Source organism: Amorphoplanes digitatis (assembly GCF_014205335.1).
GTDB lineage: Bacteria > Actinomycetota > Actinomycetes > Mycobacteriales > Micromonosporaceae > Actinoplanes > Actinoplanes digitatus.
The window spans coordinates 2,147,475-2,170,698 of sequence record NZ_JACHNH010000001.1 but is presented as its reverse complement, the minus strand read 5'-3'; the positions used below and the strand labels follow the sequence as shown (position 1 = coordinate 2,170,698).

The window sequence follows — 23,224 nt, the reverse complement described above, 5'->3', positions numbered from 1 at the left end:
TCGACAATTTTCTTTAAGGCCCAGGAACCGCCCGGAGGCCCTACGGCTGGAGGCATTCGATGTGGTCGATCAATTGTGGCTCTAGGCGCGATACCTGACGACTTGCTAGCCCCCGAAATAGGCCTTTACGGCTTCTGCGGCGAGATCGGCTGCGGCACCGGTTCCGAACTGAGTAGTCGCCTGAGCGAGCCACATCTTCACGCGGGAGCCGGGCGAAAGCGGCGGCGCGCCGCCGCTTTCGTCGGCGTCCGCGGCTATGGCGTTGCGCAGGTCGGCAATTGCCACGTCGGAAACGCCGATCTCACGGAGTGCGTGGGTGAGGGATTCCAGGTCTCCACGTTGCACCGTCATGGACTGTTCGAAGTGCGAACTGTCGACAGCCACGTTGGAGTTGCCGTAGAAGTTGAAAGTGTTCGCGACACTCGCGGCGCGTTCTCGTGTTTCAGCAGGCGCATCAGGTTGGCCAACTTCAGCGGAAACTCCTTCAAGTTCGAGGGCGAGATCCAGCGCCCGGTTACGAACTGCGTCCAGCACGCCAACGAATACATGGCGCATGATCGGCCTATGCGCCGAGGCAAGCATCATGTCATCCACGAGAATCCGAGTAATGGTGCCCGAACGCACACCGGAGTTGTAGTAACGCATTGCATCGGACGGCCATGCCATGTTGATGTGGTCTTTATTGGCCATCTCCTCGATGCTGGCGACCGAATCGTGGAGGTTAAGCATGAAAAGCTGGGACTCGCGGATTTCCTCTGGGAATGTGCTCGGCGGGAGTGGTACGTTCTGGGCTGTGCGGCCACCAATGCCGGTGAAGTTCCCGAGTACGATCGTCCCAATCGGACCGCGGTAGGTGGGAATCGGATCACCCGAGGCGTATCCATCGAGCTCCTTCGTGACCCAATCCGCAAGCTTGACGGAGCCTGTCCGGAAAGCGACGATCTTCAACTTACGCAGCACGGTAGGGACCGATGCGTCGCTCGCAGCACCGTCAATGATTTCGGTAATGAGGCTCACCCACACAGCGTAGCGACGCGACGCTAACGCCTCGATCATCGATCATGTACCCATCGCCGCCGCCCGGACGGGCCGCAGGCAGGCGCCCGATCATTACCCGTTCCAAGTCCTCGATCTGCCGGTGTCGGATGATCGAGGTTTCGGCGTATCCGGCGGGTCCCGCAGACGGCACCGCCGGTCCGCGCCGTGAGCGAAGCGGCAAGGCGCGGTCGGCCGGCGAAAGTGGCCCGCGCGCCGCCTTGACTGGCGTACAGAAACCTGCTCGCTCGACCGCACGACTCCAGGCCATTGATGTTGGCGTTTTCACACGTCAAGCGCGATACGGGCCGTTCACTCGCATCTCAAGTGTGCAGGTCTGCGCGCCAGCGCGCACGACGTTCACCTCCGACGTGCCGGTTGACTCGAACGTCGCCCGTGATGGCCACAACTATGAGGGCGGTTGTTGCCGGATCTCTCAGCTTCCGACTCGAAGCTGATCATCCAACCGGCGACCGCCCCTCCCTCAACGCCTCTGCATCACGGAAGGCGAGCCACAGCGAGTCCAGAACGTCACGCGCTGGTCGGTATGCCGACTGCACAGGCTCCCTGATGCTGCGGCCGTCCAACTCCGCATACTCGGTGTGCTTCAGCGACTTGGATGCCGCGACGGTCCGGGTTTTGGGGTTAATCGCCAGTAGTCGGAGATCGAGCAATGTGTGAATATCAGCCCGAAGTAGCAGGCCGTTGGTCACGGTGTTCGAGGCAGGGCCACGGTAGGGCCGTAGATGTGCGGCCTCGAGCACGTCGACCGCGGCGCACCCGGTGACAGCGCACGACCCGGCATACGCCGTCAGCAGGTTCCGGCGGAAGCCGGGCTGACCGCGTCGTTCGACGATCTCCCGGAAGGTTCGCCGCCTGGCGTCGTAGTCGTCATCCGGCGGAGCGTCATGCTCAGCAATAGATCGCTCGGCGTCGCTAATGAGAACTTCCGCGGCGGTGTCACCCCGGGGCCCATCTGGGCCAGCAACGCTTTCGAAGAAGAAGTATCCGTCCTCCCACGCCACCGGCCTGGCTAGGCCCCACACCAAGTACTGGCTGCGACCGCGCACTGGAGCAACCTCGTTCAGCACTCCCACAGGGACAGCATCCCGGATGCAGGCCATCAATCCGAGGTTTGTGAACGCACGGTCGCGCAAGGCCGCGGAGTTGCCCTCTTGGTGGTAGTTGAAGAACCAGCTGCCGTCCTCTCTCCTCCGAATCTCACCGTCCGGGTAGGAACTATGCAGGTTCAACCGGACGCTCAGCGCGTACTCAAGGTCAGCTGGCTTGTAGATCCCCTTGGGCTTGGATACCAGCAGGGACCCGTCGTCCAGAGGTCCGGGCAGAGCACTGACCTCGTCGGCGTGATCGGCGAACCAAGCAAGACGCCGCCGATGACCGTCAGAGAGTTTGCCAATTACCGAAAGAAGTTGGTCCGAGGGCATGGCGTCATCCTGTCACCCCAGATGACGCTGCGTTATCAGCCTTCAAGGTTGAGAGCTACAAGTCTTGCCCTGCTGGAACACTGGCACCGCACGCTCCGTTGTCTAGGTCAACGTGCGTTCAGGACCACCGCGGTTGCGTCGTCGTGCCGCTTTCCTCTCCACCGACCGGGATTCGGGTCATTCTGCTCAGCCACCCGTACGGCTCTGACCAGTCCCTCTGCATTCGTTGAGTCGAACTGCTCGAAAATCGCGGACCAAGTCCAGCCGTAGCGCTCAGCCAGCCGGCTTATGCCGTCCGAGCAGAGCAGAATCCGTCGTACGCCGGCGGCAGGCAAGCTGCCGGTTAACGCGTGCTCGGCGGCCTCGGGAACCGCGCCGAGCACCCAGAAGCCGCCTGGTTTGTTCCGTACGGTCGCAACAAATTCTGGCCTGTACGTCTTTACCGCTCCGTCGGTCACAGGGGCATCGGGGAGGCGGTCTACGCGGTCGTCAATCACAGTGATGTATTCGCCGCCGGGCTGCTCTACAACGACGGCGCAGTCGGCGACAACGAGCCACTCGATATGCGAGCCGGTGTGACGCACCACGGCGCACGCGGCGCCGGGTGAGAGTGGGTCAGTCAAGTCGCAGGTTAGGCCGTGGTCCCGCATGGTCGCGGACACTGCGTCATGGACGAGGTCGGCGAGGCGATCCGCGGATCGTCCGTTGAGGTTCTTGGCGAGGTTTTCGCCGAGCCGAGCCACGACCCAGGTGATCGGATGAATGCACCCGCCCGTCTCGCCGGGATAACGGCCCGCGCCGTCGAGAACCAAGGCCCAATCGCCGCCCACGAGCCACAGATCCTCGTTGGCGCTGCCAGGCGCGGCCTCGGTGACTGCATCGATGACCCGCAAGTGCTCGCCTCTCAGTCTGGAATCTTGAATCGGTAGGCCATCTGGACCATGTCGCCACTGATTACCGCGAGCATGACCTCAACCGCGCGGCCGCTGACGTCGTACGTTGTGCGAGTCAAATCGACGACCGGCGTGCCAGCCGGCAGCGCCAGCGCGACGCTCTCGGGGCCGGTCGGCATGCGTACGCGCCACTCTTCGGAGATCTCGTCAAGCTCGTGGCCGGCGTCCTCGAGCCGCGCATATCCGCCGCCGGGGCCGGTGTTCTCTTCCCTGATCAGGGTGCCCTCGACTACCGGGAGCTCATAGTAGGAGTCGGCCAGCTGATTCGGTCGGCCGTCTACGTGCGTCGTGCGTCGGCGAACCCAAACCGGGGTTCCCTCGGAGATCCCTAGGCGTTCAGCGACGATTTTCGGGGCGGGGACCTCCGCCAGCTCCCGCATCATCTGGCCGGCCGTGTGGCCCTGTGCCTCCGCCTCGGCAGTCAAGATCGCCTTCCCGGACCGCCATCGAGACTTGGCGTATCGCTCGATGCCGTGCCGACGGGCGGACGGGCGCTCTCGGACGAAGTTCCCCTTGCCCTGCTGGGAAACGACTAGGCCTTGCTGTTTCAGCAGGTCAATAGCCTTGCGGACGACTGCCAACGACACCATGTGAGCCGCGGCGAGCTCGTCCAGCGTGGGCAGCCGATCCCCGGGCTTGAGCTGGCCGTTCTCGATCTGAATGCGGATGTCGTCGGCGAGGCGGACCTGAAGCGGGCGGGCGTCAGTGGGGCCAGTGCTCATGGCAGGCCACTTTACGCGATGTCCGTATGTCTGTGTACAGACCCGCTTGACAGAGGTCTCAAAGCCTGTTTACGGTATGACTCGTCTGTAGGTCTGTATACAGACATACGGACATGCTGACGCTCGCGACCCTTCCGGGCCTGTTCATTGACGAATTCCACAGAGGCAGCGTTGACCGGCCTGTACAGCGAACGGTCAGGCGCTCTACCCGGCCCGTCGGGAGACGGCGATGCGGGCGGCGCCAGCAGCACAGCGGCACGGCTAGGCCGTGAGCAGTAATTACTTCGCATTGAGCCGCGTGGCGGTCGAACCCGGTAGGTCCCGGGTGAGCGAGGCGAGCGAGACCCGGAAGCCTGCCGCTGATCACCCTCAGTGCCGCGTCGCGCGGCAGGTCGCATCCCCACGTTGGGTGCGCTGCCGTGCGGCGCTCTCTTTGACCTTTCCGCTTGAGCTGGGAGGCGTTGCTATGCCTGCTCTCGCTTCGATGCTTCGTGTTTCGGCACGTCAGAGCGCCTATTGGCGCGAGTGCACCGGCTGTAGCGGCCTGGCGCCGCTGGCACCGGACGAGACCCACTGCCCGGCTTGCCAGGGTCAGCCGCGACCGCGTATGACGCGCCGCCGGCCGGCTCGGGCTGCCTGACCCGGAAGGATGCACCGACTGATGTCGATCGACTTCGAGACGGGTGGCCCGTCGCTGAGTGATCTGGCTGAGATCGAGGCCGCGTGGCCGCAGATCGAGGCCGATCTCGCCGTCCTGGACGCCGAGATCCGAGCCCTCTACCTGACCACCGGCGGCCCGAGCGAGCTGGACTGGCGGCGCACGCGCCGTAGCGAGGCCGCCCTCACCCGCACCGCGGCCCGCCCGGTGCGGCCGATCAGTGGGCTGCGGTCCGCGGCCTGATGTCCCGGATCCGCGCCGCGTACCGGGACCCCGAAGGCGAACGCTACGGCCTTCCCACGTTCTGGTGGCGCGGCGCGCCCGCGGGCTTCGCCACCCGCCGGCAGCTCCGCGCCCGCGGACTGTGCCCTGGCGGCCAGCCGATCGCTGCGCAGATCCTCTGGCGCGGTGTTGGTGGCGAGCGGGCCGCGTACCTGTACCGGCTCGACCTCGCGCGGCCGAAGCGGACCGCGACTCCCGCCGTTCGAGCGGCGCTCGCCAAGGCGATGCGCGCCCGGCGGACCTGTCCCACCTGCCGCTGCGTGCGGCCCTACGTCATCCCGCGCTCGCTCGGCGAGTGCCTTTCCTGCGCACCCTCGGAGGTTGCCGCATGACCGCACCGAACCCGACGACGGCCGTTCTGACGCCGTCGATCACGAACCTGCTGCCCCGGGCCGTCGACCTCGCTATCGAGCGCGGCGGCCTGCCCCCGCTCAAACAGCTCATGACCCACCTCAGGATCGGCAGGCCGAAGGCCAGCCTGGTCCGCGACGCCCTCGCCCGGGTCAACTGGGAGACCGTCCGCCTGGTCATCGACCACCAATCCGAGTCGCCCGCGCACGTCGCCGACGTGCGGCGTATCGCGCTCGAATCGGTAACCAACGCGGACGAGAGCGGACCCGCCCCGCACCTGCACGTCGTCCCCGACGTCCCGCAGGACCTAGAGACGGAGACCGAGGAGACCTACGACCCCGGCGTCGTCACACCGGTCCCGAACGCGCCGAATCCGGACGACCGCCCGGCCGAGGCCGGACCCGCGGCAACCGCGCCGCCGGACACGCCGGCATCCGCCATTGCCGCGTCGGGGCAGGTCGCCGCGGAGATCACCGAGGTGACCCGTGAGGCCGTGGACGAATCCGCGGCGCTGCCGGCCCGGACGCCCCGCAAGCCGGTGGTCTGGCCGGTGCTGATCCTGTGCCTGCCCGCGTTCGTCGCGATCTGGGGCGGCTGGGTCGAGATGGGACGCCTGACCGGGTTCGGCCGCGTCACGCTGCTGCCCGGCATCTCCGACTTCCAGCTCGACACGGCGATCACCCTGCCGATCGGTGTTGAGACCTACGCCGCGTACGCGCTCTATGTGTGGTTGTCCGGCCGGGTGAACGAGACCGCCCGGCGGTTCGCCCGCGGCTCGGCGATCTCGTCGCTCGTGCTCGGCGGTCTCGGGCAGATCACCTATCACCTGATGGTTTCGGCGGGCTGGGACACGGCCCCATGGCCGATTACCGCGATCGTGGCCTGCATTCCCGTGGCTGTGTTGGGCATGGGTGCCGCTCTGGCCCACCTGATGCACGCAGACCAGCGCTGAGAGGCGATTCCGCAGATCAGTAGCGCCGTGGGACGGCGACCGTGGGGACCGGCCCGGCAAAGCCGGTCCTGCGCGGTGACCGCCAGAACGGCGGCACGGGCGGCCCCTCTCGCCTGGACAGCTCGGGGCCACCCGTCACTCCTGCACAAGGAGCGACCTCATCATGGCATTCAACGCCACCTCCAACCCGTACGGCAGCACGCAGAACGCCGCGGGCCGCGTCATCGCCGACGGCCGCCCGGTCTACGACGCCAGCCGCGGCCACCTGATGCCCGCCGGGCACGACGCGGCCAGCGCACCGCAGCACGGCGCGGCCCGCCGGGGCCAGTCCGGATACCAGCGCCGTGGCTAGGCCCGCGGCCAAGCCGACACGCCGCACGTCGACCGACCCGGCCACAGCCCGGTTGCTGGTCGTCGTCGACTCCGAGTCGCGGCCGTACACCGATCCCCGCGCCAGCTACGACCGTGCCCGCGACGCCCAACGGGCACGCACCGAGGGCGCGTTCCGTCGCGGTCGCCGCTGACCGCCACCGTGCGGAATCCGTTGCCCCGTAACGGGTTCCGTGCGGTGGCTGCCAGCCCTGGCAGTCACACCCGAGCACGAAGGAGGCCACCCATCGTGGCCGGCGAAACCACCATCACCATCGTCGGGAACCTCACCGACGACCCCGAACTGCGCTTCACCCCGTCCGGGGCCGCGGTCTCGAACTTCCGGATCGCCTCGACCCCGCGCTACCTCGACCGGCAGTCCGGCGATTGGCGCGACGGCGACCCGCTGTTCCTGGCCTGCAACATCTGGCGCGACCCGGCCGAGAACGTCGCCGAATCCCTCAAGCGCGGCACCCGGGTCATCGTGACCGGCCGGCTGCGGCAGCGCTCGTACGAGACCAAGGAAGGCGAGAAGCGCACCGTCTACGAGCTCGAGGTCGACGAGATCGGCCCGAGCCTGCGCTACGCCCGCGCCAAGGTCATGAAGCTCACGCGCACCGCCGAGCCCGGCCGCAACGCCGCAGCAGCCCCGCGCGGCGGCTCCGACGATGACCCGTTCTCTGTGCCCACCCCGGCGTCGACGACAGCCGGCCGCAGCGCGCTCGACGACGAGCCGCCCTTCTAGCTCGTCTTGGCCGGTTGCTGCGACGGTGCCGCGGCCAGCTGCAAGCCCCGAACCTCTTGCGAACCGTTCTTCGATCGGAGAAGCCGCTCGTGAGCAAGTGCCATCAACTGAGTGCAGAGCATTGGCGCGTCATCGGCCACCTGTACGACCCGTCCTTGATCAGCCCGGCCTCGCGCCGCCGGGACCCGAGCATGGCCGTGATCTGCATGAAGCAGGACGTCGACCGGGACGCCATCGTCGAGGTCGTCGACCGCGGCCTTGTGCACGCCCGCCTGGACGGCGACGAGGTGCCGCTCGAAGCGGTACGACGGCTGCCGGACAAGGCGATCCGGTTGCGGATCACTAAGGCCGGGATGTACCACGCCAGCCACGACCCGATCCACCTGGTGATGTGCGCCCTGCGCACCCACGCCGATCTGACCCTGCTCACCCTGCTGCGCGGTTTGGTCAGCCCGGTCAGCTTCGGCGAACTGTGCGAGCTGGCCGACCGGCACCTGTTCGACACCTACCTGCTTGGTACCGACACGGAGATCCCGATCCGCGAGATGCGGGACCTGCCGTTGTTCGCGTACGCCCGGCAGACCGCCCGCGGTCGCACCTACGCCGCCAACCACTGACCATGATCACCCGTCCGACCACGAATCGGAGAGCACATCCTGATGAGAACCCTCGAACCCGAGCAGTGGCGTGTCATGGGAACCCTGATCTCCCTGTGCGGCGAACGGGCACTGCTCGACAACATGCTCAAGCAGCAGGACGTCAGCCCCGAGGCTGTGTGCGACCTGGCCGAGCGTGGCCTGATCGTCACCAAGCTCAACGGAGAGGAGATCGACGACCTCACGCCCGGGCTGATCAAGACCTACCGACGCAAGATGTTCCTGACCAGGTCCAAGGCCGGCGAGAGCTACATCTGGAACGACCCGCACCGCGTCCTGCGCTCACCCGGCCGGTCCCGCCACGGCCTGAGCCTGACCTTCATGCTCGGCATGATCTCCTTCGACGACCTGGCCGGCCTAGCCCGCGAAGGCCTGATCTACGCCCTGGCCGAAGACGACCTCGCCCCGGTCGACCTCGCCAACGCGCGTCAACGATGGGCCGGCAGCGCCAAGGTGGTCCTCCCCGGCGGCGCCGAGGTGTGGACCAACGCCGTGATCGTTCGGACCACCAAGGCCGGTCAGCGCTACGTCGAGCGCTACTGACAAAGCCTCCGCGGTGAGGCGTCGTGTCTCGACAACCCGCTGCAGGCACGACGCCTCACCTAGCCCACCCAGCTACCCCGGTGCGAAAGCGCGCCACCTCCGCCCGTTCTGGCGACGCCTCGTGTGTCGCCGGAGGGGCGCGACACGTCGGGTGCAGATGGCCTCGACGCGTCCGCACAGCCGACCACCTCCACCTGGTGAAAGGACCGTGATGGCTCGCCGTCTCATGCCCGACGTCGATATCAAGGACGACGAAGACCTGCTCCACCTGCTCGAAGGCATCCGCACCGTCGGCATCGCCGCCCACGACGAGGTCGACGAGCTGGCCGGGCTGATCCGGATGAAGATCGAGCGCTACGGCCGGCGTAACGGCCTGTCCCGGATGCGGGCGAAGTTCTGGGGCCGGCAGGTCGCCCGGCCGCTGGTGCGCGCCGCGGACGAGTTCCTGGCCGTGGCCGCCTACGCCCGGGTGTGCCGCAACCGGTTTGAGGGATTCCTGGTGGCCCTCGACGACGAGAAGCCCGGCGCCAGCGACTTCACCGTCCGCGGGCGCGACACCGGCCGGCGGGCCGCCTGATGGCCCGCCAGAGTGGAACGTTGCGGGCGGGGGACCTGCGTCGCGGCGCCACCCACGAGGTGAAGGGCAATCCGGCGCCGTACGTGATCCCGCCGGCCGCCGCGGTCGTCAACCTCATCCTCGCTGGCGTCCTGTCGAGGCTGTGGGGTGCCTACGCGAACCCCAGCGTGTGGCAGGTCGCGTGGCGGGCCGCGCTCGTGCTGGCCTGCTCGACGGCGATCGTGTGGTGCACCTACGCCGTCGGTCGCCCCCGGCAGCTCCCGCTGCGCGCGGCGTCGCTGCTGATGTCGACCGCGGCGTGTGCCGGGCTGTTCGTGCTGACCTTTTCCCGCTGGTCCTTCGACAAGATCATGACCTATCTGCTGATCATGGTGACTGCGTCGATCATGCTCGCGGTGACCAAGCTGCTCCACGGCCGCGGCGACGACGCCCGGGCGAACCTGTTCGGCGACCTCGGCGAGCGGGTCAAGGAGTTGCAGGACATCGGCAAGACCGGCAAGCCGAAGGTGCTCGACGGCCGGGTGGTCACGCACACCGAGATGCGGCACGGCGCGGACTTCGGCAGCCTCGCCACCCGCGAGGTGCGCACCGCGATCGCCTCGGCGCTCGACGTGCCGCCCGGCGGGGTGCGGATGGTCCGCAACCACAACACCCCGCGGGTGGGCCGGATCGAGGTGTCCCCGGTCGACATGCTCGAACACCCGCCGATCTGGCCCGGCCTGTCCGCCCCGGGCGGGTCGATCGCCGACCCGATCCGGCTCGCGGTCTACCAGACCGGCTCGATTGTGCCGCTGATCCTGCCCGGCGACCCGGACGCCGAGCGCAACGCGATGGGCGTGCTGATCCTGCTCGGCCAGTCCGGCTCGGGTAAGACCGCGCTGCAAGTCATGCTCGCCTCTGAGGCCCGCTCCCGGCACGACGCCGAGGTCGTCTACATTGACGGCCGCAAGGGACTCCAGTTGCCGAAGGCGTTCCGCGACGCCATGCACGTCATGATCCACGACCCGGCCGAGGGCGAGCGCTACCTCGACGGGCTCGTGCTGGACGTGGCGAGGCGGGCCGCGCAGATCGGCGGTCACGGCCACGATCAGTGGATCGCCGGATGCACGAAGTGCCCGAAGTTCAAGCTGGTCATCGTCGATGAGGCCAGCAAGTTCATCGAGGCCGAGGACACCATGGTCGAGCTGGCCGAGTCGGTGCGCTCGGCCGGAATCGCGCTGCTGCTCGGCCAGCAACGCGCCACCGGTGACCGGCTGCCCACCTCGGTCCGCTCGACGATCGGCGGGGTGCTGTGCATGGGCGTCCGCGACGTCGGAGAGGCGGCACGCGTGCTGTCGGAGGAAACCATCGAGGCCGGCGCGGACCCGTCGTGGAGGAACCGCAAGCCCGGCGCCCTCTATGCCGAGCTGCCCGGCACCGACCCCGACGACTGGTCACTGCCCGGTCGCACCTACAAGATCGACCGGGATGAGGTCGTCGCCGAGCTGGTCAGCTACCTGGCCAGCATCGGCGAGGCACCCTCGGCCGGCGGGCCGGTCTCACCGGTCGCGGGCGCCCCCGCGGCGTCGATCCGTGACGACGATGAGGATTACGACCCGGACGCCGACAAGGACGTCGAGTGCACGCCGCCGCCGGTCGACCCGGACTGCCCGCCCGACGAAGATCCGCACGAGCCGATCACCGTCCCGCGCCGGCCGCGGATCCCGCTCGACCTGGAGGCGGCCGGCGGCCGCAGGTACAGCCCGGTCGAGATCCGCGGCATGGTCCGCGACGGGATCCTCACCGCCTACGGCAACGGCGTGCGCACGGTGCGGCCGTCGAACTTCGCACCGCTGCTCGAAATCGTCGGTGAGGAAGGCCTCAAGCCACCCACGCTGTCGAAGATCCTTGGTGAGTTCTGCCAGGGACCGCACCCGTTGCTGCACCGCAGCAACGACCGCGGTGTCTACGAGATCGTCCCGCCCGACGGCGGCGACGGCGAGCCGCTGGCGCGTGCCGCATGACTGGCTCGACGATCGTCCGCCGAATCCGCCGGGCCGCCACGTGGCGGCCCGGGGGCCGGGCCCGCGTCGTCAGCGTCCGCTGCCCGTACTGCGGGCTGATGCGCCCGGCCCGGCAGTTCCGCCGCGGCGCTCTCAGCTGCCGTCTCTGCGTCGGCAACGGCTGACCACACCACACTCCCACGCCATCTCCGAGCGTCACGCGGTGTGACGCCCGCGGGCATGCATTTCACGCGCTTCATGCACTTCACGGACTTCACGATCAGGTCTGTGAGGTGCATCTACGCGTGCGCGTGCGCGCGCGCAAGCCTCCGTGAAGTCCGTGAAGTGAAATCCGTGAAGTCCCAAGACCGTATACAGAAAGTGACATCACATGTCGTCATGGTTCGGGCTCGCCCGCCGCGGCGCCGCCTACGAACTCGGCCGCCGCCTGTGGGTCTGGTTCCTCGCCTTCGAAATCATCCGCATCGTCGTACGGCGGGTCCTGCCCGCCGCACTGATCGCCGCCGCGCTCGGCATGACCGTGTGGGCGGCGATCCGCACCGCCGGATGGTGGCTGCCCCGGCTGACCGCCCTCGCGGTCGTCGCGCTCACCCTCACCGCCACGGTGTGGCTGGCCCGCCGCTACCGGTGGGAACTCCGCGCCGGCCTGCCCCGCACCGCCGTCGCTGCCCTCGTCGTCGCCCTGGCCGGCGTGCTCGGCACCGCTCTCTACCACCTCCGCTGAAAGGGCAGGCATCGTGAGCAACCTAGAGATCCGCACGATGCGCCGCCCGCGGGCACTGGATCTGTACTGCTGCCAGGGCGGCGCATCCGCCGGGCTCGCAGCGGCCGGGTTTGACGTCACCGGCGTCGACAAGGACCCGCAGCCGCGCTACCCGTTCCGGTTCGTGCAAGCCGACGCGCTCACCTACCTGCGGGAGCTCATCTCGACCGGTGAGATCTACGAGTACGGCCTGATCGGCGCTTCGCCGCCATGCCAGCGCAAGACGAAATGCCAGAAGATCCGGGGCCGGGAGCACCCGGCCCTGATCGCCCCGACCCGGCGGCTGCTCCAGCTCACCGGCCTGCCCTACGTGATCGAGAACGTGCCCCCCGAAGGCGACGACGACGACCCGCTGATCGACCCGATCGAGCTCTGCGGCGCCATGTTCGGGTTGCACACCTACCGGCACCGCTGGTTCGAGTCAAACATCTCGCTGACCGCACCTCCGCACCCGCGGCACAGGCATCCGACGGTCAAGATGGGCCGCCCGGTCGCCGAGGGCCAGTGGTACCACGCCGTCGGGAACTTCTCCGGGGTCAGCTACATCCGCCGCGACCTCGGCGTGCACTGGATGACCCGCGACGGGCTACGCGAATGCATCCCGCCGGTCTACGCCGAGCACATCGGCACGGCCATCCTCGCCACCAGCGGTGAGGCCGTGCGGAGCGGGCGGCCTGAAGCTGTGCGGGCGGTAGCGGCGTGACTGCCGCATCTGACGTCGGGCACGACTCGTCGCGTACCACCGTGGTGGAACCCAACGCGTCGCCCCTGCAGCAGCCGATCCAGACACGACGGATGTGCGCGTGGTGCGAGGGACCCATCCCGACCCGCGCGCGGCGCGACTCGGTGTGCTGCTCGACCCGGTGCCGGCAAGCCCGGCACCGGTTCGGTCGGGCCGCCGGAAAGCCGGTCGCCGAAACTGACGGCCGCCCGCTACGCCTCGCGTACGCCGACCCGCCGTATCCGGGCACGGCGCGGCTCTACCGCGGCCACCGCGACTACGCCGGCGAGGTCGACCACGCGGCGCTGATCCGTCGCCTGTCGACGTATGACGGGTGGGCGCTGTCGACCTCGGCCGCCGCCCTGCCCGCCGTGCTCGCGCTCTGCCCGCCCGGCATCCGCGTCGCGGCGTGGCACCGCGGCGAGCGGCCAAACGTCAGCCGATGGCCACTCAACGCCTGGGAACCGGTCATCTACAGCGGCGGTCGGCCCGTCGACCCGTCGCGTCTCGAACAGTCGCTGCAGACGCGACGCGTCGACTCACTCGTGCACGGCGTCGCCCCGATGACCACCCTCCCGGGCCGGGTCATCGGCGCGAAGCCGGCCGCGTTCTGCCGGTGGCTGTTCGACCTGCTCGGCGCCGCCCCAGGCGATCTGCTCGACGACCTGTTTCCCGGCTCCGGTGCCGTCGCCCGGGCGTGGGCCGCCTACACCAAAGCCGACCCGGCCAAGCCGCGGGCCGCGTGATGACGGCGCCGATCCAGCACGCGGATCACCCACTCGCGCCGCGCTGCCGCCACTGGATCGGCGCCGCGGCCCGTCACTGCCACACCGCCGTGCAGGTGCGGCCCTGCCTCGTGGGGCCGCGCTGCCCTGCTCACACGCCGGCCGCCGTCGCCGGCCTGCCGGATCCTCCATCGGTTCCCTTGAACAAGGAGCGTGCTCCGATGCCCGACCCTGCCCTGCTCTCCGCGGCGCTCGCGCTCGCCGACGAGGGCATTCCGGTGTTCTGGCTCGGCCGCAGCAAACGGCCCGTGGCCAACTGCCCGGCCTGCCCGAAGGTTGAAGACGACCCGAGCCACGACCCCGAGGCCTGTGGATGTCTGACCTGCCACGGCTTCTACGCCGCCACCTGCGACCCCGACCGCATCCGCGCCATGCAGGCGGCCGTTCCTGCCGGGTTGCTCGCCCTGCGCACCGGGACCGTCAGCGACCGGGTGGTGCTCGACATCGACCCGCGCAACGGCGGCACCGTGCTCCGCGACCTAATGCCCGCGACCCGGTGCGCCCGCTCCGGGTCCGGTGGCTGGCACCTGCACTACCGCCACCCCGGCGGACGGCTCGCCGGCAAACTCCGTGGGCACCCGGGCATCGACGTCAAGGCCGACGGCGGGTACGTCGTCGCCCCGCCCTCGATTCACCCCGGCACTCGCCAGCCGTACCGGTGGACCGGTGGCCGGGCCGAGGTTGAGATGCCCCCGCCGCTGATCGCCGCGTGCCGGCCCGCCGAGGCGCCGCCCGCCGGCAGCCCAGTTACGGCCCCGACCCCGACGACCAACGGGCGGGGCATCTCATCCCCGGCCGCGCTACTCGCCGCGCACCTCGACACCCTCGCCCGCGCGCCCGAGGGCCGCCGCCGCAACACCCTCTACGGCGTCGCCCGCGGCGTGGCCCGCATGGTCGCCGCCGGGGCGCTCACCGCCACCGATGCCCACACCGTGCTCTACCAAGCCGGCCGCGCCGCCGGCCAGACCGACCGGGACACCCGTGCCGCGATCGCGGACGGCTTCCGGCACGAATCCGTTGCCACCGAAGGGATTGCCGCATGACCGACCCGTCACCGCCGCCGGAGGGCGCGGCGATCCTCGACCGGCTCCACGCCGCCCTCACCCGGTACGTGATCCTGCCCTCGGCCGAGGCAGTCGACGCCGCCGTGCTGTGGATCGCCGCCACTCACGCCCAACCCGCATGGACCTACGCCGCCCGACTGGTAATCAAGGCGCCGGAGAAGCGGTGCGGCAAGTCCCGGCTCCTCGACGTCGTGGACGGCACCTGCTACCGGCCGCTGATGACCGTCAACGCCTCCACACCGGCGATCTACCGGTCGATCGGCACCGACGACCCGCCCACGATCCTGCTCGACGAAGCCGACACGATCTTCGGCGGCAAGCAAGCCGAGGCCAACGAAGACCTCCGCGGTCTGCTCAACGCCGGTCACCAGCGCGGCCGGCCCACGATCCGCTGGAACCAGCAGAAACAGCAGGTCGAGCAGATCCAGACCTTCGCCATGGCGGCCCTCGCGGGCATCGGCTCGATGCCCGACACGATCGAAGACCGCGCCGTCGTGATCAAGATGCGGCGGCGTACCGCGGCCGAGAGGGTAGCCCCGTTCCGGCAGCGCCGCGACGGCCCAGCCCTGCGGCAGCTCGCCGCCGACCTCAACGCCTGGCTCCGCGGCAACATGATCGAGCTTGAAGCCGCCATACCTGCGATGCCGCTGGAAGACCGGGCCGCCGACACGTGGGAACCGCTGATCGCGGTCGCTGACCTCGCCGGCGGCAACTGGCCCGAACGAGCTCGCAGTGCTGCGCTCGCGCTGAACGCGGCCCGCGAGGGCGACGTCGAGTACTCCGACCGGCTCCGGCTGCTGATCGACTGCCGTACCGTGTTCGGTGACCTCGACGCCATCCCGAGCACCGTGCTGCTCGACCGGCTCAAAAACCTGCCCGAGGCGCCATGGGCCGAGTTCAACGGCACCGGGCTTACCGCGATGAAGCTCGGCGTGCTGCTACGCGAGTACGAGATCGCGTCCGAGAACATCCGATTCCCGCCCCCGGTCGGCCGGATCAAGGGCTTCCACCGCGCCTGCTTCACCGACGCGTGGGAACGCTACTGCCCGGCCGTCGACCCGGTCGAGGTCACCGGCCCCGACAAGCCGTACCAGCCGTACCAAGCCGACGTTTCCGCAGCTCACCCTCGGTACGGCTTGCTGCGGGCGGTACGACCTGAGCCGTACCAGGAGGAGGCCGGTACGGCTTAGCCGTACCGGGCCCCAAAAGCCGTACCGGGGTTGACCTGCACAAACAGGCCCCCGGTACGGCTTGTACGGCTTGACCCCCTCCACGGCACCCCGACAAGCCGTACCGGTTTGGCGCGATCCGCCGAAGGTTCGACCCGCTGAGATGCCTATAGGGACATCGGTGCATCCGGTCATACCAACCGGGTCGAGATCTTGCCCCTGCGGACCTCTCAGCGGTCCACTCTGAGGCCCTCCACGTAGGCGCTCGTACCGCCTTCGACGAACCACGCTCATGCGCAGAACGGGCGCGTAGGGCCGTTCTGCGCGGCCCAACCGCACCGTTCAACGCAGCATCGGGAGGCATTTAGCATGCGACTCAGGCTGTTCACCACTGCCGAGACGCCCGATCAGGCCGATACCGACGACGATCTGATCACGACCGAGGAACTCGCCAAGATGCTTCGCGTCGACCCCTCGACGGTCCGGCGGTGGCGAACCGCCCGACCGATCCAGGGGCCGCCGTTCATCCCGCTGTCCGAACGCGTGATCATGTATGACCGCGAGGACGTCCGTATCTGGATTGCCGGCCGTCGCGTAAACCCGGAGGCGGCGTGATCACAGCCCAACATCTACCTCTCGGCGTAGAGGTCAAATCCGATGTGGAGTTCCGTACCGGCCGGCCAAGGCCATACAGAGCCAGGGTGCGTTGGAACGACCCCACAACCGGCAAGCGGAGATCCAAGTCGCACTCGACGGAGACGCTAGAGCAGGCTCAGGCATGGATCGACGACATGATCCGAGCGGCCCGCGGCGGGATCAACCCCGCCGCGGCCACGCAGCGACTCGCCGAATACGGCGCGGACGTGATGCCACTGGCCATCCGCGGATTGGAGCGCAAGACGCTCGATCCGTACCTGGCCGGCTGGCGGCTACGTGTCGTGCCGACCCTCGGCCACATCCCCACGGCAATGATCACTAACGGTGTGGTGGATCGGGCCGTCTACTCGTGGATCGAGGACGAGTGCAGCCGCTCGACAGTCAAGAACACCCTTGCCATCCTGGTCAGGGTGCTCGAGCAGGCCATGCGCGATGGCGTGGTGGATCACAACGTCGCGCGGGTGAAGGGCTGGCAACGCGAGTACCAGCAGGCCGAGGACGAGTTGGACGACCCGCGCTCGCTCGCCTTGCCGAGTTGGGAGGCGTTGACCACCCTCGCGGACGCCCTCACCGCCCGGTCGCACGGCCAGTTCACCGGGTGGGGGCACATCGTCACTTTCGCGGCCTGTACTGCGGCCCGGATCGGCGAGGTGTCCGGCGTCCGCGCCGGGGACATCGACCGAGCAACGTGGACGTGGACTGTGCGGAGACAGACCACACCGGGACCGGGCGGCCTGATCGACAAGGGCACCAAGGGCAAACGCGCCCGCAAGGTGCCGATCATCGAAGAGGTCCGGCCGATGGTGGTCGAGCGGCTCGACTCGGCGACCGGCCCGGACGCCCGACTGTTCACCGGCCCGCGCGGCGGCCGGATCAGTACCGCGGTGCTGCGGGATGCCACACACTGGGATGAGGTGGTCGCCGAGCTGGGTTACGAGCATTTGCGGCGGCACGACCTGCGGCACACCGGCCTGACATGGCTGGCCGACGCTGGCGTCCACGTGCACGTGCTGCGGAAGATCGCCGGGCACGGTTCGCTGACCACCACACAGCGGTACCTGCATCCGGATCAGCGTTCGATCAGCGAGGCAGGCGACGCGCTCAGCGCCCACCTACGTGCCCCGCGGTCTCCCGCAGTCTCACGGCTACGCGCCGTCTGACCAGGACAAATGAAAGTCAAGGAGTCCATGAACGTGTCGTCTGGTCCCTAAACGGTCCCCAAATGCACATAAGCAAGTAGGAGTTTGAGGATCAAGAACGATACGAAGAAGGCCGTTTACCAGGAAAAACACCCAGGTAAACGGCCTTCTTGATCGTCGGGCTGACAGGATTTGAACCTGCGACCCCTTGACCCCCAGTCAAGTGCGCTACCAAGCTGCGCTACAGCCCGATGCCACGCCCCGGTACCCCAGTGCGCGGCAACCACATCACCCTACCAACAACCCAACCCCGACCACACACCGGTATACCGGCGCGTCAGCCGTGAGCCTTCCCCCGCCCACCAGGCCCCAACTTCTTCCGAGGCCGCACGGACACCTCGATCGGGCTCCCCTCGAACCCGAACTCCTCACGAAGCTTCCGCTCCACGAACCGCTGGTAACCAGCGTCCAGGGGCGCGGTCGTGAACAGCACGAACCGAGGCGGCGAGACCCCGGCCTGCGTGGCGAACATGATTCGAGGCGCCCGGCCGCCGCGGACCGGGTGCGGGGTGGCCTGGGTCAGTGCCGTCAGCCACTGGTTCAGCGCCCCGGTGAGGATGCGCTTCTCCCAGCTTGCCAGCGCCCGGCGAATTGCCGGCGCCAGCTTGTCGACGGCCCGGCCGGTCTTGGCGGAGATGTTCACCCGGATGGCCCACGGGATCCGCTTGAGTTCCCGCTCGACCTCCTTCTCCAGGTAGTTCCGCCGATCGTCGTCGACCAGGTCCCACTTGTTGAAGGCGATGACCAGCGCCCGCCCGGCCTCGACCACCGAGGTCAGCACCCGCTGGTCCTGCTCGCTGATGACCTCCGCCGCGTCGAGGAGCACCACCGCGACCTCAGCCGCCTCCACCGCCCCGGCGGTGCGCAGCGACGCGTAGTACTCCGTGCCGGAGGCGTGGCTGACGCGCTTGCGCAGGCCGGCGGTGTCGACGAACTGCCAGACCTCGCCGTCCATCTCGACCAGGCTGTCGACGGGGTCGACCGTGGTGCCGGCGACGGAGTCGACCACCGCGCGCTCTTCGCGGGCGACGCGGTTGAGCAGCGAGGACTTGCCGACGTTCGGGCGGCCGACGAGTGCCACTCGGCGGGGGCCGCGGGGGCCGCCCTCGATGATCGGGGGTGCGGGCGGGACCGCCGCGAGGATCGCGTCGAGCAGGTCGCCGGAGCCTCGGCCGTGCAGTGCGGAGATCGGGAACGGCTCGCCGAGGCCCAGGCTCCAGAGGGCTACGGCCTCGTGTTCGATGGCCTGGTTGTCGGCCTTGTTCGCGACCAGGATGACCGGCTTGTGGCTGCGGCGCAGCATCTTCACGGCCTTCTCGTCCACGTCGGTGGCGCCGACCATGGTGTCGACCACGAAGATGACCACGTCGGCGGTCTGCACGGCGATCTCGGCCTGGGCGGCGATGGCGGCCGCACGGTCCTTGGCGTCGGGTTCCCAGCCGCCCGTGTCGACCACCGTGAAGCGGCGGCCGTTCCACTGGGCGTCGTACGGGACCCGGTCGCGGGTGACGCCGGGCTTGTCCTCGACGACCGCCTGGCGGCGGCCGATGATGCGGTTGACCAGGGTCGACTTGCCGACGTTGGGCCGGCCGACCACGGCTACTACGGGGACTGGCCCCTCGGCAGGCGGGGATTCGGAATCCAGAACGAAATCAGGGGCCTCGGTCACGAACTCACCTTGCTGTTCAACATGCTGAGGAGCTCCGCGACGACCTCGTCGATGCCCATGCCCGTGGTGTCGAGCGTGGTCGCGTCGGAGGCCTGGCGGAGCGGGTCGGCGGCGCGGCTGGAGTCGAGCTTGTCGCGGCGGGCAAGGTCGGCCTCGGTGGCGGTCACATCCGTCGCGTCCTCGGCGCTGCGGCGCTGGGCGCGGGCGGCGGCGGAGGCGGTCAGGTAGACCTTCAGGTCGGCGTCGGGGGCGACGACCGACGCGATGTCGCGGCCCTCGACGATGATGCGCGGCGCGGCGGCGATGATGTCCTTCTGAAGCTGGACGAGCATCGCGCGTACCGCCGGGACCGCGGCGACGGCCGAGACCGCGCCGGTGACCTCGGGGCCGCGGATGGCCGCGTCGACGTCGATGCCGTTCGCCTCGAAGTGGGGGGCGGCCGGGTCGGTGCCGATCGACAGGTCGGTCTCCTGGGCGATCTTCAGCACGGCGTCGGCGTTCTGCGGGTCGACGCCGGCGTGCAGCACCGCCCAGGTGATCGCCCGGTACATGGCGCCGGTGTCGAGGTAGATGCCGTCGATCGCGGTGGCCAGCCGACGGGAAACGGTGGACTTGCCCGATCCCGAGGGACCGTCGACGGCAACTACACACCGCTCGGGCCGCACTGCCTGCACCACCGTTACCTCCATGAAGACCGACGAATCAACAACCTATTGTGCCCGGCGTGCGAAGCTCAGTCGCCGACGGCCTTGAACAGGGCGCCGACCTCGGCGTTCGAGAGCCGGCGGAAGCCGCCGGGGCGCATGTCGCCGAGGCGGATCGGGCCGACCGCCGTGCGGATCAGGCGGGACACCGGGTGGCCGACCTCGTCCATCATCCGGCGGACGATGTGCTTGCGGCCCTCGTGCAGGGTGATCTCGATCTGGGCGGTCTTGCCGACCGCGTCGATGAGCTTGAACGTGTCGACTTTGGCGGGGCCGTCCTCGAGCTCGACGCCGCCGAGCAGCCGGCGGCCGACGTTGCGCGGCAGCGGGCCGGCGACCTCGGCCAGGTAGGTCTTGGCGATTCCGTACGACGGGTGCATCAGCTTGTGCGCGAGCGCGCCGTCGTTGGTCAGCAGCAGCAGGCCCTCGCTGTCGGCGTCGAGGCGGCCGACGTGGAAGATCCGCTGCTCGAAGGTGCCGAGGAAGTTCGCGAGCTCGTTGCGGCCCTTCTCGTCATCCATGCTCGAGACGACGCCGCGGGGCTTGTTCATCGCCAGGTACACCAGCTTGGTGTCGGTGATGATCCGCGCGCCGTCGACGTGGATCTCGGCGGTGGCGGGGTCGACCTTGTCGCCGAGCTGGGCGACGCGGCCGTTGACGGTCACGCGCTTGCGGAATATCAGGTCCTCGCAGGCACGGCGGGATCCGACCCCTGCGGTGGCGAGGATCTTCTGCAGCCGTATGGAGCCAGCCTGTTCAACCTGAGGCATCGAGCACTTCTTCCACGTCGTCGGGTAGGAACGGGGCCAGCGGCGGGAGCTGGTCGACCGAGTTGAGGCCGAGCTTCTCCAGGAACAGCGCCGTGGTGCGGTACAGGAATGCCCCGGTCTCGCCCTCAGTGCCGCATTCCTCGATGAGGCCGCGAGTGTTAAGCGTACGCATGACGCCGTCGCAGTTCACACCGCGGATGGCCGAGATGCGCGACCTGGTTACAGGCTGCTTATAGGCGACTACAGCGAGTGTCTCCAGGGCGGCCTGCGTCAGCCGCACGGACTGCCCATCCAGTACAAATCGCTCCACATACGGCGCATATTCCGGCCGGGTATAGAGACGCCAGCCACCCGCCGCCCGCCGCAGGTCGAACCCGTGCCCGGCCGCCGTGTAGCGCGCCGAGATGTCCTCCAGCATCGCGCCGACACGCTCGGCCGGCTGCTCCACGATCTGCGCGAGCTGCAACTCCGCGACCGGCTCGTCAACCACCAGCAGGATGGCCTCAAGCGCCGCCCGCAACTCGCCGTCCTCCATCGGGACCGGCTCCGGCGTTACTTCCTCTTCCTTTTCAGTACGGCGCGACGGCTCCTCAGAAGCAGCAGCGTCGCCCTTGCGGCGACGACCCTGTGCCGGGATCTCGGACGGCCGTGCCGGGGCCTCCGGCTCCCCGTCGGCACCGGCGTCGGCGGACTCCGCGTCGGAGAGCACCGCGGCGACGGCGACCGCCGGCTCGGCGACCCCGTCCAGGCCCCACCCAGCGGGGTCCGGGTCGATCTCGGCCTCGTCGTCCGCGGCGGCCTCGAGGACGGCATCCGCCGTCGGGGCGTCGACCGTCGGCGACGGGTCGTCCTCGTGCTCGACGGCGTCGACGATCGCCTCGGGCATCGGCAGCTCGGGGCCGCCGCCGACCTCGGTCGGCTCCGGCTCCGGCTCGCCGGGCAGCTCCTGCGGCGCGTCCACGCCCGGCTCCCCCGGGAACTCCTCCGGCGTCCTGGTCCCGCCCTCGGCCGGGTTCGCACCCTCGAAGTCGGGCTCCTCGTCCGCCGACGCGGACGCGACCACGCCGTCGTCGGACAGCACCGGCTCGGCGGACGCGACGTCGTCGTCCGCCGGAGTCGCCTCGGCGGGCGCCTCGGTGGGCGGCTCGTCGTGGTCCTCGTCCGCGGAGACCCGCTGCGACGCCGCGTACTCCTCGTCGGGCGGGCGCGGCGCCCGTTCCCACGGCGGCACCCAGGAGGCTGCCTGCGCGGCAAGGGACTCGGGTCGCTGGTCGGTCATCGCTGTTCCTCGTCGATTGAATCTGCGGATTCGGCTTCCGGGCCGGGATCGTCGTCGTCTGCGTCTGCGTCGGTCGGGGCGGGCTCCGTGGCGTCCGGGTCGGCGGCGGCCGTGTCCGGCTCCGGCGGGGTGCCCTCGTAGTCGTCGATGTCGAGCTCGACCTCGGTCAGGTCGCCGCCGACCCAGCGGACCGTCATCTCCTCCAGCGACACCGGCTGCTCGAACTCGACGAGGCCCTCGCGGTAGAGCTCCAGCAGCGCCAGGAACCGCGCGACCACCTCGAGGGTGTTCTCGCAGTCGGCGATGAGCAGGCCGAACGTCGCGCTGCCGGCCCGGCGCAGCCGTTCGCTGATCAGCGCCGCGTGCTCGCGAACGCTGACGCGCACCTGGTGGATGTGCGCGATCGACACCTCGGGCGGGCCCGGCTTGGGCAGGAACTGCCGCAGCGCCAGCTTCAGCAGCCGCTCCGCGCCGACGCCGAGGACCAGGTCCGGCAGCGCCTCCGCGTACCGGGGCTCGAGGGAGACCGCGCGCGGCCAGCGCCGCGCGCCGAGGCCCTCCAGGTCCGCGATGACGGCCGCGGCCTCCTTGTAGGCCTTGTATTGCAGCAGCCGGGAGAAGAGCAGGTCGCGGGCCTCGAGCAGGGCCAGGTCCTCCTCGTCCTCGACCTCGGCCGCCGGCAGCAGCCGCGCGGCCTTCAGGTCGAGCAGGGTGGCGGCGACCAGCAGGAACTCGCTGGTCTCGCCGAGGTCCCAGTCGTCGCCCATGGCCCGGATGTAGGCGATGAAGTCGTCGGTGACCTGGTGCAGCGCGATCTCGGTCACGTCGAGCTTGTGCTTGCCGATGAGCTGGAGCAGCAGGTCGAACGGCCCGGTGAAGTTCGTCAGCCGCACGGTGAACCGGCCGGTGTCGGCCTCCGGGACGCCGTCGATGGCGGCGCCGTCAGGGGCGGCGGTGTCCAGCACCGCGGCGTCGGCGGTGCCCGGCTCGGCGGGCTGCGGCGACGGGACTGGCTGTTCGGGCACGTGCTGACGGTAGTCCACGGGTCCGACAGGCTGCTCCCGGCTCATGCTCAAACCCCCGCGACCTCGAGTGCAGCTTCCCCCAAGATCAACGCAATGACCGGCGAGCGGTAACTGTCCGTGCGGGCGCG

General features: G+C 69.2%; 26 protein-coding genes and 1 tRNA gene. 17 read left to right on the top strand and 10 right to left on the bottom strand.

Going from position 1 to position 23,224, the window contains the following annotated elements; all coding sequences use genetic code 11:
• Positions 1 to 105: 105 nt before the first annotated feature.
• The 4 genes from BJ971_RS09860 to BJ971_RS09845 form a co-directional block, all read right to left on the bottom strand.
• A complete protein-coding gene (locus BJ971_RS09860; protein ID WP_184991803.1) occupies positions 106 to 1,017 on the bottom strand; it encodes an AbiTii domain-containing protein in 912 nt (303 codons plus the stop codon).
• Positions 1,018 to 1,493: 476 nt separating this feature from the next.
• Entirely contained in the window at positions 1,494 to 2,480 is a 987-nt protein-coding gene (locus tag BJ971_RS09855; protein WP_184991801.1) for an HNH endonuclease, read from the bottom strand.
• Between the two features lie 107 nt (positions 2,481 to 2,587).
• Positions 2,588 to 3,373, bottom strand: coding sequence for a protein phosphatase 2C domain-containing protein (locus BJ971_RS09850; protein WP_184991799.1), 786 nt, complete (start codon positions 3,371 to 3,373; stop codon positions 2,588 to 2,590).
• Positions 3,374 to 3,384: 11 nt separating this feature from the next.
• Positions 3,385 to 4,155: a GntR family transcriptional regulator gene (locus BJ971_RS09845; RefSeq protein WP_184991797.1), complete on the bottom strand. Its 771-nt coding sequence runs from the start codon at positions 4,153 to 4,155 to the stop codon at positions 3,385 to 3,387.
• Positions 4,156 to 4,816: 661 nt separating this feature from the next.
• Between BJ971_RS09845 and BJ971_RS09840 the strand changes: the two genes are divergently transcribed.
• The 17 genes from BJ971_RS09840 (at position 4,817) to BJ971_RS09760 (ending at position 17,610) form a co-directional block, all read left to right on the top strand.
• Entirely contained in the window at positions 4,817 to 5,056 is a 240-nt protein-coding gene (locus BJ971_RS09840) for a DUF6284 family protein (RefSeq protein ID WP_184991795.1), read from the top strand.
• Entirely contained in the window at positions 5,056 to 5,427 is a 372-nt protein-coding gene (locus tag BJ971_RS09835) for an RRQRL motif-containing zinc-binding protein (RefSeq protein WP_184991793.1), read from the top strand. The genes BJ971_RS09840 and BJ971_RS09835 overlap by 1 nt, the downstream gene beginning before the upstream one ends.
• The gene (locus BJ971_RS09830; RefSeq protein WP_184991792.1) at positions 5,424 to 6,398 is read left to right on the top strand and encodes an ABC transporter permease; all 975 of its coding nucleotides are present in this window, start codon (positions 5,424 to 5,426) and stop codon (positions 6,396 to 6,398) included. The genes BJ971_RS09835 and BJ971_RS09830 overlap by 4 nt, the downstream gene beginning before the upstream one ends.
• Before the next feature lie 163 nt (positions 6,399 to 6,561).
• On the top strand, positions 6,562 to 6,750 hold the full coding sequence (locus BJ971_RS09825; protein ID WP_184991790.1) for a hypothetical protein: 189 nt from the start codon (positions 6,562 to 6,564) through the stop codon (positions 6,748 to 6,750).
• Positions 6,743 to 6,922, top strand: a complete 180-nt coding sequence (locus tag BJ971_RS09820; protein ID WP_184991788.1) for a hypothetical protein — start codon at positions 6,743 to 6,745, stop codon at positions 6,920 to 6,922. The genes BJ971_RS09825 and BJ971_RS09820 overlap by 8 nt, the downstream gene beginning before the upstream one ends.
• A 95-nt stretch (positions 6,923 to 7,017) precedes the next feature.
• On the top strand, positions 7,018 to 7,512 hold the full coding sequence (locus BJ971_RS09815; RefSeq protein WP_184991786.1) for a single-stranded DNA-binding protein: 495 nt from the start codon (positions 7,018 to 7,020) through the stop codon (positions 7,510 to 7,512).
• A gap of 155 nt (positions 7,513 to 7,667) precedes the next feature.
• On the top strand, positions 7,668 to 8,129 hold the full coding sequence (locus BJ971_RS09810) for a hypothetical protein (protein ID WP_184991785.1): 462 nt from the start codon (positions 7,668 to 7,670) through the stop codon (positions 8,127 to 8,129).
• Positions 8,130 to 8,171: 42 nt separating this feature from the next.
• Entirely contained in the window at positions 8,172 to 8,711 is a 540-nt protein-coding gene (locus BJ971_RS09805) for a hypothetical protein (protein ID WP_184991782.1), read from the top strand.
• Positions 8,712 to 8,922: 211 nt separating this feature from the next.
• Positions 8,923 to 9,288 carry a hypothetical protein gene (locus tag BJ971_RS09800; protein ID WP_260414871.1) on the top strand — a complete coding sequence of 122 codons (366 nt, stop codon included), beginning with the start codon at positions 8,923 to 8,925 and terminating at the stop codon, positions 9,286 to 9,288.
• 20 nt (positions 9,289 to 9,308) lie between these two features.
• Positions 9,309 to 11,291 carry a hypothetical protein gene (locus tag BJ971_RS09795; protein WP_239087481.1) on the top strand — a complete coding sequence of 661 codons (1,983 nt, stop codon included), beginning with the start codon at positions 9,309 to 9,311 and terminating at the stop codon, positions 11,289 to 11,291.
• 370 nt (positions 11,292 to 11,661) lie between these two features.
• The gene (locus BJ971_RS09790; protein ID WP_184991778.1) at positions 11,662 to 12,015 is read left to right on the top strand and encodes a hypothetical protein; all 354 of its coding nucleotides are present in this window, start codon (positions 11,662 to 11,664) and stop codon (positions 12,013 to 12,015) included.
• Positions 12,016 to 12,028: 13 nt separating this feature from the next.
• Positions 12,029 to 12,757 carry a hypothetical protein gene (locus BJ971_RS09785; RefSeq protein WP_239087482.1) on the top strand — a complete coding sequence of 243 codons (729 nt, stop codon included), beginning with the start codon at positions 12,029 to 12,031 and terminating at the stop codon, positions 12,755 to 12,757.
• Entirely contained in the window at positions 12,754 to 13,521 is a 768-nt protein-coding gene (locus tag BJ971_RS09780) for a hypothetical protein (protein ID WP_184991776.1), read from the top strand. The genes BJ971_RS09785 and BJ971_RS09780 overlap by 4 nt, the downstream gene beginning before the upstream one ends.
• A gap of 200 nt (positions 13,522 to 13,721) precedes the next feature.
• Positions 13,722 to 14,603, top strand: coding sequence for a bifunctional DNA primase/polymerase (locus tag BJ971_RS09775; protein WP_184991775.1), 882 nt, complete (start codon positions 13,722 to 13,724; stop codon positions 14,601 to 14,603).
• A complete protein-coding gene (locus BJ971_RS09770) occupies positions 14,600 to 15,814 on the top strand; it encodes a DUF3631 domain-containing protein (RefSeq protein ID WP_184991774.1) in 1,215 nt (404 codons plus the stop codon). The genes BJ971_RS09775 and BJ971_RS09770 overlap by 4 nt, the downstream gene beginning before the upstream one ends.
• A 348-nt stretch (positions 15,815 to 16,162) precedes the next feature.
• Entirely contained in the window at positions 16,163 to 16,408 is a 246-nt protein-coding gene (locus tag BJ971_RS09765) for a helix-turn-helix transcriptional regulator (RefSeq protein WP_184991773.1), read from the top strand.
• An 86-nt stretch (positions 16,409 to 16,494) separates the two neighbouring features.
• A complete protein-coding gene (locus BJ971_RS09760; RefSeq protein ID WP_239087483.1) occupies positions 16,495 to 17,610 on the top strand; it encodes a site-specific integrase in 1,116 nt (371 codons plus the stop codon).
• Positions 17,611 to 17,766: 156 nt separating this feature from the next.
• Here the strand turns inward: BJ971_RS09760 and BJ971_RS09755 are convergent.
• The 6 genes from BJ971_RS09755 to BJ971_RS09730 all read right to left on the bottom strand — a co-directional run bounded on the left by BJ971_RS09755 (position 17,767) and on the right by BJ971_RS09730 (position 23,141).
• A tRNA-Pro gene (locus BJ971_RS09755) sits at positions 17,767 to 17,840 on the bottom strand.
• 86 nt (positions 17,841 to 17,926) lie between these two features.
• On the bottom strand, positions 17,927 to 19,318 hold the full coding sequence (gene der / locus BJ971_RS09750) for a ribosome biogenesis GTPase Der (RefSeq protein WP_184991772.1): 1,392 nt from the start codon (positions 19,316 to 19,318) through the stop codon (positions 17,927 to 17,929).
• Positions 19,315 to 20,007 carry a (d)CMP kinase gene (gene cmk, locus BJ971_RS09745; RefSeq protein ID WP_184991771.1) on the bottom strand — a complete coding sequence of 231 codons (693 nt, stop codon included), beginning with the start codon at positions 20,005 to 20,007 and terminating at the stop codon, positions 19,315 to 19,317. Before cmk ends, der begins: the two co-directional genes overlap by 4 nt.
• Before the next feature lie 44 nt (positions 20,008 to 20,051).
• Positions 20,052 to 20,792 (bottom strand): pseudouridine synthase, encoded by a 741-nt coding sequence (locus tag BJ971_RS09740; RefSeq protein ID WP_184991770.1) that lies wholly within the window; start codon positions 20,790 to 20,792, stop codon positions 20,052 to 20,054.
• Positions 20,779 to 22,071: an SMC-Scp complex subunit ScpB gene (scpB, locus tag BJ971_RS09735; protein ID WP_184991769.1), complete on the bottom strand. Its 1,293-nt coding sequence runs from the start codon at positions 22,069 to 22,071 to the stop codon at positions 20,779 to 20,781. Before scpB ends, BJ971_RS09740 begins: the two co-directional genes overlap by 14 nt.
• The gene (locus BJ971_RS09730; protein WP_184991768.1) at positions 22,068 to 23,141 is read right to left on the bottom strand and encodes a segregation and condensation protein A; all 1,074 of its coding nucleotides are present in this window, start codon (positions 23,139 to 23,141) and stop codon (positions 22,068 to 22,070) included. The genes scpB and BJ971_RS09730 overlap by 4 nt, the downstream gene beginning before the upstream one ends.
• Between the last annotated feature and the right edge of the window lie 83 nt (positions 23,142 to 23,224).

Bases quoted from the DNA above. Each gene is read 5' to 3' on its own strand.
- cmk (WP_184991771.1), bottom strand. From the start codon at position 20,007: ATGGAGGTAACGGTGGTGCAGGCAGTGCGGCCCGAGCGGTGTGTAGTT.
- BJ971_RS09835 (WP_184991793.1), top strand. From the start codon at position 5,056: ATGTCCCGGATCCGCGCCGCGTACCGGGACCCCGAAGGCGAACGCTAC.
- BJ971_RS09775 (WP_184991775.1), top strand. From the start codon at position 13,722: ATGCCCGACCCTGCCCTGCTCTCCGCGGCGCTCGCGCTCGCCGACGAG.
- BJ971_RS09740 (WP_184991770.1), bottom strand. From the start codon at position 20,792: ATGCCTCAGGTTGAACAGGCTGGCTCCATACGGCTGCAGAAGATCCTC.
- scpB (WP_184991769.1), bottom strand. From the start codon at position 22,071: ATGACCGACCAGCGACCCGAGTCCCTTGCCGCGCAGGCAGCCTCCTGG.
- BJ971_RS09770 (WP_184991774.1), top strand. From the start codon at position 14,600: ATGACCGACCCGTCACCGCCGCCGGAGGGCGCGGCGATCCTCGACCGG.
- BJ971_RS09855 (WP_184991801.1), bottom strand. From the start codon at position 2,480: ATGCCCTCGGACCAACTTCTTTCGGTAATTGGCAAACTCTCTGACGGT.
- BJ971_RS09825 (WP_184991790.1), top strand. From the start codon at position 6,562: ATGGCATTCAACGCCACCTCCAACCCGTACGGCAGCACGCAGAACGCC.
- BJ971_RS09765 (WP_184991773.1), top strand. From the start codon at position 16,163: ATGCGACTCAGGCTGTTCACCACTGCCGAGACGCCCGATCAGGCCGAT.
- BJ971_RS09840 (WP_184991795.1), top strand. From the start codon at position 4,817: ATGTCGATCGACTTCGAGACGGGTGGCCCGTCGCTGAGTGATCTGGCT.
- BJ971_RS09805 (WP_184991782.1), top strand. From the start codon at position 8,172: ATGAGAACCCTCGAACCCGAGCAGTGGCGTGTCATGGGAACCCTGATC.
- BJ971_RS09800 (WP_260414871.1), top strand. From the start codon at position 8,923: ATGGCTCGCCGTCTCATGCCCGACGTCGATATCAAGGACGACGAAGAC.
- BJ971_RS09830 (WP_184991792.1), top strand. From the start codon at position 5,424: ATGACCGCACCGAACCCGACGACGGCCGTTCTGACGCCGTCGATCACG.
- BJ971_RS09845 (WP_184991797.1), bottom strand. From the start codon at position 4,155: ATGAGCACTGGCCCCACTGACGCCCGCCCGCTTCAGGTCCGCCTCGCC.
- BJ971_RS09790 (WP_184991778.1), top strand. From the start codon at position 11,662: ATGTCGTCATGGTTCGGGCTCGCCCGCCGCGGCGCCGCCTACGAACTC.
- BJ971_RS09730 (WP_184991768.1), bottom strand. From the start codon at position 23,141: ATGAGCCGGGAGCAGCCTGTCGGACCCGTGGACTACCGTCAGCACGTG.